Source organism: Microbacterium sp. Leaf351, from assembly GCF_001423825.1.
Lineage (GTDB): Bacteria > Actinomycetota > Actinomycetes > Actinomycetales > Microbacteriaceae > Microbacterium > Microbacterium ginsengisoli.
This window is the reverse complement of record NZ_LMPK01000008.1, coordinates 41,537-48,316: the sequence shown is the minus strand read 5'-3', so window position 1 is coordinate 48,316 and position 6,780 is coordinate 41,537. Positions and strand designations below refer to the sequence as shown.

General features: G+C 70.8%; 7 protein-coding genes and 2 pseudogenes. 5 read left to right on the top strand and 4 right to left on the bottom strand.

Annotation, left to right across the window (positions count from 1 at the left end; all coding sequences use genetic code 11):
- Window positions 1-328: MFS transporter (locus tag ASG00_RS16705; RefSeq protein WP_235559109.1), on the bottom strand; the 328-nt coding region annotated here is incomplete at its 3' end.
- A gap of 83 nt (window positions 329-411) precedes the next feature.
- On the opposite strand from ASG00_RS16705, the gene ASG00_RS03215 reads away from it, so the two are divergent.
- The 5 genes and pseudogenes from ASG00_RS03215 to ASG00_RS03200 all read left to right on the top strand — a co-directional run bounded on the left by ASG00_RS03215 (window position 412) and on the right by ASG00_RS03200 (window position 4,152).
- Window positions 412-1,260, top strand: coding sequence for an alpha/beta fold hydrolase (locus ASG00_RS03215; protein ID WP_056206841.1), 849 nt, complete (start codon window positions 412-414; stop codon window positions 1,258-1,260).
- Between the two features lie 95 nt (window positions 1,261-1,355).
- Window positions 1,356-2,405 (top strand): lipoyl protein ligase domain-containing protein, encoded by a 1,050-nt coding sequence (locus ASG00_RS03210; protein WP_045246474.1) that lies wholly within the window; start codon window positions 1,356-1,358, stop codon window positions 2,403-2,405.
- Window positions 2,384-2,499, top strand: a pseudogene (locus ASG00_RS18845) (site-specific DNA-methyltransferase); the annotation flags it as partial. The gene ASG00_RS03210 and the pseudogene ASG00_RS18845, both read left to right, overlap by 22 nt.
- A 1-nt stretch (window position 2,500) precedes the next feature.
- A partial coding sequence (locus tag ASG00_RS03205) for a DNA-methyltransferase (protein ID WP_235559108.1) occupies window positions 2,501-3,199 on the top strand: 699 nt, incomplete at its 5' end.
- A gap of 41 nt (window positions 3,200-3,240) precedes the next feature.
- Window positions 3,241-4,152: an LLM class F420-dependent oxidoreductase gene (locus tag ASG00_RS03200; protein WP_056206833.1), complete on the top strand. Its 912-nt coding sequence runs from the start codon at window positions 3,241-3,243 to the stop codon at window positions 4,150-4,152.
- Between the two features lie 56 nt (window positions 4,153-4,208).
- Here the strand turns inward: ASG00_RS03200 and ASG00_RS03195 are convergent, their stop codons facing one another.
- The 3 genes and pseudogenes from ASG00_RS03195 to ASG00_RS16695 form a co-directional block, all read right to left on the bottom strand.
- Window positions 4,209-4,988, bottom strand: a complete 780-nt coding sequence (locus ASG00_RS03195) for an alpha/beta fold hydrolase (protein WP_056206830.1) — start codon at window positions 4,986-4,988, stop codon at window positions 4,209-4,211.
- On the bottom strand, window positions 4,985-5,971 hold the full coding sequence (gene galE, locus ASG00_RS03190) for a UDP-glucose 4-epimerase GalE (protein WP_056206828.1): 987 nt from the start codon (window positions 5,969-5,971) through the stop codon (window positions 4,985-4,987). Before galE ends, ASG00_RS03195 begins: the two co-directional genes overlap by 4 nt.
- A gap of 70 nt (window positions 5,972-6,041) precedes the next feature.
- Window positions 6,042-6,780: pseudogene (locus ASG00_RS16695) on the bottom strand (phosphoglucomutase, alpha-D-glucose phosphate-specific); the annotation flags it as partial.

The window sequence follows — 6,780 nt, the reverse complement described above, 5'->3', positions numbered from 1 at the left end:
CCCCCTGCAGGAGTCGCGCGGCGATGAGTGCGTCGCCCGACGGGCTGAGGGCGGCGACGAGAGAGGAGAGGGCGAAGATCACGACGCCGATGAGCAGCATCCTCCGGCGACCGAAGCGATCGGCGAGGCTGCCGAACATCAGCAGCAGCGACGCGAACACGAGGGTGTAGGCCTCCTGCACCCACTGCACCTGGGTCGACGTGATGCCGAGCTCGTCGACGATCGAGGGGATCGCCACGTTCACGATCGTGGAGTCGACGATGATGAGCGCGACGGCGAGGCTGATGAAGACGAGTCCGAACCAGCGGCGGCGGGCAAGATCGGCCATTTAGCTCTCTTTTCTAGCGAACTTCAGTCATGCGAAGACTACGCCTGTCGCTGGCCGCCCACACCCGTCCCTAGACTCGGCACATGCCCGCGTTCGTCGATGCACACGGCGTCACCGTCGTCTACGACCACCACCCCGCCGTCACCACCCCGCGCGCCGTCGTGCAGCTGCTGCATGGCGTCGGCGAGCACGCCGGCCGGTACGGCGCCCTCATCGACGCGCTGACCGCCGACGGCTACATCGTCTACGCCGACGATCACCGCGGCCACGGCCGTACCGGACTGCAGCAGTGGGGCGATCACGCCAAACTCGGCCACCTCGGCGCCGGCGGCCACCCCGCTGCGGTCGCCGCCGTGTGGCAGCTCACCGGCATCATCCGGCGCGAGAACCCCGACCTGCCGCTCGTGCTGCTCGGGCACTCGTGGGGCTCGTTCCTCGCGCAGATCCTCGTCAACGAGCACCCCGACGCGTACGACGCGCTCGTGCTCTCCGGGTCGGCGCTGCGCCTGCCGGGCACCCTCAACGCCGGCGACCTCAACGCGCCGTGGAAGGCGTCGACCGCCAACGGCACGGAGTGGCTCTCGAGCGACCCGGCTGTCGGCCAGGCGTTCCTCGACGACCCGCTCACCGTCTCGGTGCCACTGCTGCGCCTGTTCGGTGTGATCGACGCCGCACGGCTGTTCGGGCGTCCGCGCAAGAACCTCGGTCGCGACATCCCGACCCTTCTCCTGGTGGGCAAGGAGGACACCGTCGGCGGACCCCGCAGCGTGCACAAGCTCGCCGACGCCTATCGCAGCCGCTCGGGCTTCACCGACGTGACCACGCTCGTCTACCCCGGCGGTCGTCACGAGATCTTCAACGAGGTCATGCAGCAGGACGTCCGCGGCGACCTGCTCGCCTGGCTCGACCGGCGCTTCGCGGCCCGCGACTGACGCGGGGCACCTGACATCGGCGCCCGGGGCCGATCGCCGAGCCGCGGGCGCGACCGGCGGGCCGCGGCATCCGTCGTCGTTCTAGGCTGAGAGCCGTGCACGGTGAGTACAAGGTCCCGGGGGGCAAGCTGGTCGTCGTCGACCTCGATGTCGAACACGGCCGCATCGCGAACGCCCACGTCGCGGGCGATTTCTTCCTCGAGCCCGATGATGCGCTCGCCTCGATCGACGCCGCGCTGAACGGCCTCCCCGAAGAGACGGATGCCGCGGCCATCGCGCAGGCGGTGCGATCGGCCCTTCCCGAGGGAGCCCAGCTGCTCGGCTTCACGCCCGAGTCGATCGGCACCGTCGTGCGCCGGGCGCTCGTGCGGGCTCCGGGCTGGAAGGACTTCGACTGGGAGGTGGTGCACGACGGACCGGTCTCGCCGCGCATGAACCTCGCCCTCGACGAGGTGCTCACGACCCGCGTCGGCGATGGGCGCCGCGCTCCCACCCTGCGCCTGTGGGAGTGGGACGAGTCGGCCGTCGTGATCGGCTCGTTCCAGTCGCTGCGCAACGAGGTCGATCCGGCGGGCGCCGCGCGTCACGGCTTCGATGTCGTGCGCCGCATCTCGGGCGGCGGCGCGATGCTCATGGGCGCGAACTCGATCGTGACGTACTCGCTCTACGTGCCGGCGACGCTCGTGGCGGGCATGACGTTCGCCGACTCCTACGCGTTCCTCGACGACTGGGTGCTCGTGGCGCTGCGCTCACTCGGCATCGACGCGGTCTACCAGCCCCTCAACGACATCACCGGCCCGCACGGGAAGATCGGCGGCGCCGCGCAGAAGCGGCTCGCGAACGGCGGCGTGCTGCATCACGCGACCCTCAGCTACGACATGGACGGCCAGGTGATGACCGAGGTGCTGCGCATCGGCCGGGAGAAGCTGAGCGACAAGGGCACGGTCTCCGCGGCCAAGCGCGTCGACCCGCTGCGGAGCCAGACGGGGCTGTCGCGCGAGGAGATCATCGACCGCTTCATCGACACCTTCACAAACCTCTACGGCGCCCACGCCGGACATATCACCGAAGAGGAATACGCCGAGGCCGAGGCGCTCGTCGCGTCGAAGTTCGCGACGGACGCATGGCTGCACCGGGTGCCGTGACCGGCGACGTCGTCATCCATCAGGGCGACAACCTCGAGGTCGCACGCTCATTGCCGGCCGGCGCCTTCACCGTCGTCTACCTCGACCCGCCGTTNGAGACGGATGCCGCGACCCGCCGCGGCTTCCACGGTCGCGACTATGAGCGGCTCCGCGGCGACCTGCGCACCTACGACGACAGGTTTGACGACTACTGGGGGTTCCTCGAGCCGCGGCTCGTCGAGGCGTGGCGGCTGCTCGCCGACGACGGCACGCTGTACCTCCACCTCGACTACCGCGAGGTGCACTACGCGAAGGTGCTGCTCGATGCCCTCGTCGGTCGCGACCACTTCCTCAACGAGATCGTCTGGGCCTACGACTACGGCGGCAAGACGCGCCGCCGCTGGCCGCCCAAGCACGACACGATCCTCGTCTACGTGAAGGATCCCGCCCGGTACTGGTTCGACGCCGACGCGGTCGACCGTGAGCCCTACATGGCGCCCGGGCTCGTCACCCCCGAGAAGGCCGCGCGCGGCAAGCTCCCGACGGACGTCTGGTGGCACACGATCGTGCCGACGACCGGGCGGGAGAAGACCGGGTATCCCACGCAGAAGCCCGAGGGGGTGCTGCGGCGGATCGTCGCGGCATCCAGCCGGCCGGGCGACACCGTTCTCGACCTCTTCGCCGGCAGCGGAACGACCGGGGCGGTGGCCGCGGCCCTCGGCCGCCACGCGGTGCTCGTCGACGACAACCCCGAGGCGATCGCGGTGATGAGGGCGCGGATGCCCCGGGCCCGCCTCGCGACCGACGTGCCATGAGCGACGCCCGGCCCTAACCTGGTTCGGTGCGTTTCGGAANGATGGCCTCGCTCGCGCAGCGCGCGGACGAGGGCACCGCCTGGGAGTCCATCTGGGTCTACGACCACTTCCACACCGTTCCGGTGCCGAGCGAGGAGGCCACCCACGAGGCGTGGACGCTGATGTCGGCGTTCGCGGCCTCGACCGGCCGCATCCGTCTCGGCCAGATGTGCACGTGCACCGGCTACCGCAATCCGGCCTACCTCGCCAAGGTCGCCGCGACGGTCGATGTGATCTCGGGCGGGCGTCTCGAGATGGGCATCGGCGCCGGCTGGTACGAGCACGAATGGCGCGCATACGGCTACGGATTCCCGGATGCCCCGCAGCGACTGCGTCAGCTCGGCGAGGGCGTGGAGATCATGACGCGTGCGTGGCGGGACGGCGAGGTCACGTTCTCGGGTCGCGAGTACCAGGTCGACGGCGCGATCGTGCGCCCGCTTCCGCTGCAGCAGGGCGGCATCCCGTTGTGGGTCGCCGGCGGCGGCGAGAAGGTCACGCTGAAGATCGCCGCGAAGCACGCGCAGTACACGAACTTCAGCTCCGATCCCGAGACATTCGTGCGCAAGCGCGACATCCTGCATTCTCACTGCGCAGCGATCGGGCGCGACCCGCGCGAGATCACGCTGAGCGCCAACTTCTCGACCGTCGTCGCGGCGACCGATGCGGAGGTCGCCGACCGACTCGACGCGATCGAGGCGCGGCTCGCGCCCTACCTCGGTGACGCGATCGGCGGCTACATGGCCGAATACCGCTCGGGCGCGGCGCTCGTGGGCACGCCCGCGATGATCGTCGAGCGGCTGCGCGCGCTGCAGGCCGAGGGACTTGCGTACGCGATCCACTACTTCCCCGAGCACGCCTACGACCGCACCGGCGTCGACCTGTTCGAGCGCGAGGTCGTGCCGGCCCTGCGCTGACGCGGCGGCGCCGGGCACGGCATGCCGGCGCCGTGCGGGCGGCGCCCGGCCGGCGCTCAGCCGCGCACGAAGTCGACGATCGCCGTGAGGGCGGCCTCGGTGTCGAGCTGCGGGGCGTGACGGGCGCCGGGCACCTCGACCAGGGTGGCGCCGGGCACGGATGCCGCCACACGCCGCCCGTTCTCGGGAGGCGTGATGCGGTCGTCGGCGCCGTGCACGACGAGCGTGGGCGCCGTGATGCGCGCGAGCTCATCCCACGCGTCGTGCGTCGACGACGCCTGGAAGTGGCCCCGGCGCACCGGGATCGCCGCGTCGCGGCGGGTGAACAGCGAGATCGCTTGTGGATTGTCGGCGATGTAGGCGTCGGAGAAGAAATAGGGCGCGAGCACATCGCCGGTGCCGTTCGCGAGCGCGGAGGTGGCGGCATCCTCTCGGCGCATCCCCCGCGCATCGCCGCCCGTCGTCGACACCAGCACGAGCCGGTCGACGAGCTCCGGGCGATCGATGGCGAGCCACTGCGCGACCCGGCCCCCCATCGAGTGCCCGATCACCGCCGCGGGCGCGATGTCGAGTGCCTCGATCACGGTGGCCGCATCGCGGGCGAGCGACCGCGTCGACCATTCGGCCGCCTCGCCCACCGAGCTCCCGCCGATCCCGCGGTGATCGTAGACAGTGACTCGCCCGACAGCGGTGAGTGCGGGCAGCACCGGATCCCACGACGTCGCGCTCACCCCTTGGCCGGCGATCAGCAGCAGTTCGCGCGTCCCGGCGCCGGTCTGACGCCAGACGAGGTCGGCGCCGTCGGCGGTGGTGACGACACCGGCGCGGTCGCTCACGCGGGCGCGGTCGCCGCGCGGCGGGCGTCCCAGCCCGAGCGCACCATCTCATCGACGGTGTAGCGCATGCGCCAGTCGAGGTCGCGTGCGGCCAGGTCTCCGGTCGCGACGATGCGATCGGGGTCGCCGCTGCGCCGCGGCCCGATCTCGGGGGCGAAGTCGACGCCCGTCACGCGGGCCACGGCGGTCATGATCTCCTTGACCGACAGGCCGTTCTGGGAGCCGAGGTTGTAGGCCGGCTCGACCGGTTCTCCGGCGGCCAGTCGTCGCGCGGCGACGACATGGGCTGAGGCGATGTCCGCGACGTGCACATAGTCGCGCACGTTCGTGCCGTCCGGGGTGTCGTAGTCGTCACCGTTGATGCGGGGCACCTCGCCGGCGATCAGCTTCTCGAAGACGATCGGGAACAGGTTGTGGGGGCTCACGTCGTACACGCTCGGGTCGCCCGATCCGACGACGTTGAAGTAGCGCAGAGAGGTGTGCCGCAGCGGATGCTCCGTCCCGGCCGTCGCGATCCCCTGGTCACGGATCAGCCACTCGCCGATCAGCTTCGACTCGCCGTAGGGCGACGCGGGGCGTTTGGGCAGGTCCTCGGTGACGAGCGGAACGTCGGGGGTGCCGTAGACGGCGGCGCTCGACGAGAACACGAGGTTGGTGACGTTCGTCGTCGCCATCGCGGCGAGCACGACACGCGTGCCGTCGACGTTCTGCTCGTACGTGTGCAGGGGACGCTGCACGGAGACGCCCGCGTACTTGTAGCCGGCGACGTGGATGACCCCCGTCACGTCATGATCCCGCAACGCGCTCTCGACCAGCTCGCGGTCGAGGATCGAGCCCCGCACGAACGCGACGCCGTCGGGCACGAAGGAGGCGACGCCGCTCGACAGGTCGTCGAGCACGACGGGGGTCAGCCCGTCGGTGGCGAGGGCGCGGACGATGTGGGCACCGATGTATCCGGCACCGCCGGTGACAAGCCAGCTCATGCGTCCATCCTGGCAGGCGCGCCCGGTGCTCGCGTCCGCGCCGGTGCTGCGCTCAGACGGATGCCGCGGCTCAGCCGCCGAGCGCGGCCGTGACGACCTCGCGCGCCTGCTCCTGCACCTCGCGCAGGTGCGCCTCTCCGCGCAGCGACTCGGCGTAGAGCTTGTAGACGTCCTCCGTGCCCGACGGGCGCGCTGCGAACCAGGCGTGCTCGGTGACGACCTTCAGCCCGCCGATCGCCGCACCATTGCCGGGCGCGTGCGAGAGCTTCGCCACGATCTCCTCGCCGGCGAGGGTGGTCGCGGTGACCGCGTCGGGGGCGAGCTTCGCGAGCGCCGCCTTCTGGGACGGGGTGGCCGCGGCATCCACGCGTTGGTAGACCGACGACCCGTAGGTCTCCTCGAGCTCGGCGTAGCGCTGCGACGGGGTCTTCCCGGTGACCGCGAGGATCTCGGCGGCGAGCAGGCACAGCAGGATGCCGTCCTTGTCGGTCGTCCAGACGCTGCCGTCCATGCGCAGGAACGATGCGCCCGCCGACTCCTCGCCGCCGAACGCGACCGACCCGTCGAGCAGGCCCGGTACGAACCACTTGAACCCGACCGGCACCTCGTACAGGTCGCGGCCGAGCGCCTCGACCACACGGTCGATGATCATCGACGAGACGAGCGTCTTGCCGACGGCCGCGGCATCCGACCAGCCGGGACGGTGCGAGAACAGGTAGTCGATCGCGACTGCCAGGTAGTGGTTCGGGTTCATGAGACCCGCGTCGGGGGTGACGATGCCGTGGCGGTCGGCATCGGCGTCGTTGCCG

Bases quoted from the DNA above. Each gene is read 5' to 3' on its own strand.
- ASG00_RS03215 (WP_056206841.1), top strand. From the start codon at position 412: ATGCCCGCGTTCGTCGATGCACACGGCGTCACCGTCGTCTACGACCAC.
- galE (WP_056206828.1), bottom strand. From the start codon at position 5,971: ATGAGCTGGCTTGTCACCGGCGGTGCCGGATACATCGGTGCCCACATC.
- ASG00_RS03200 (WP_056206833.1), top strand. From the start codon at position 3,241: ATGGCCTCGCTCGCGCAGCGCGCGGACGAGGGCACCGCCTGGGAGTCC.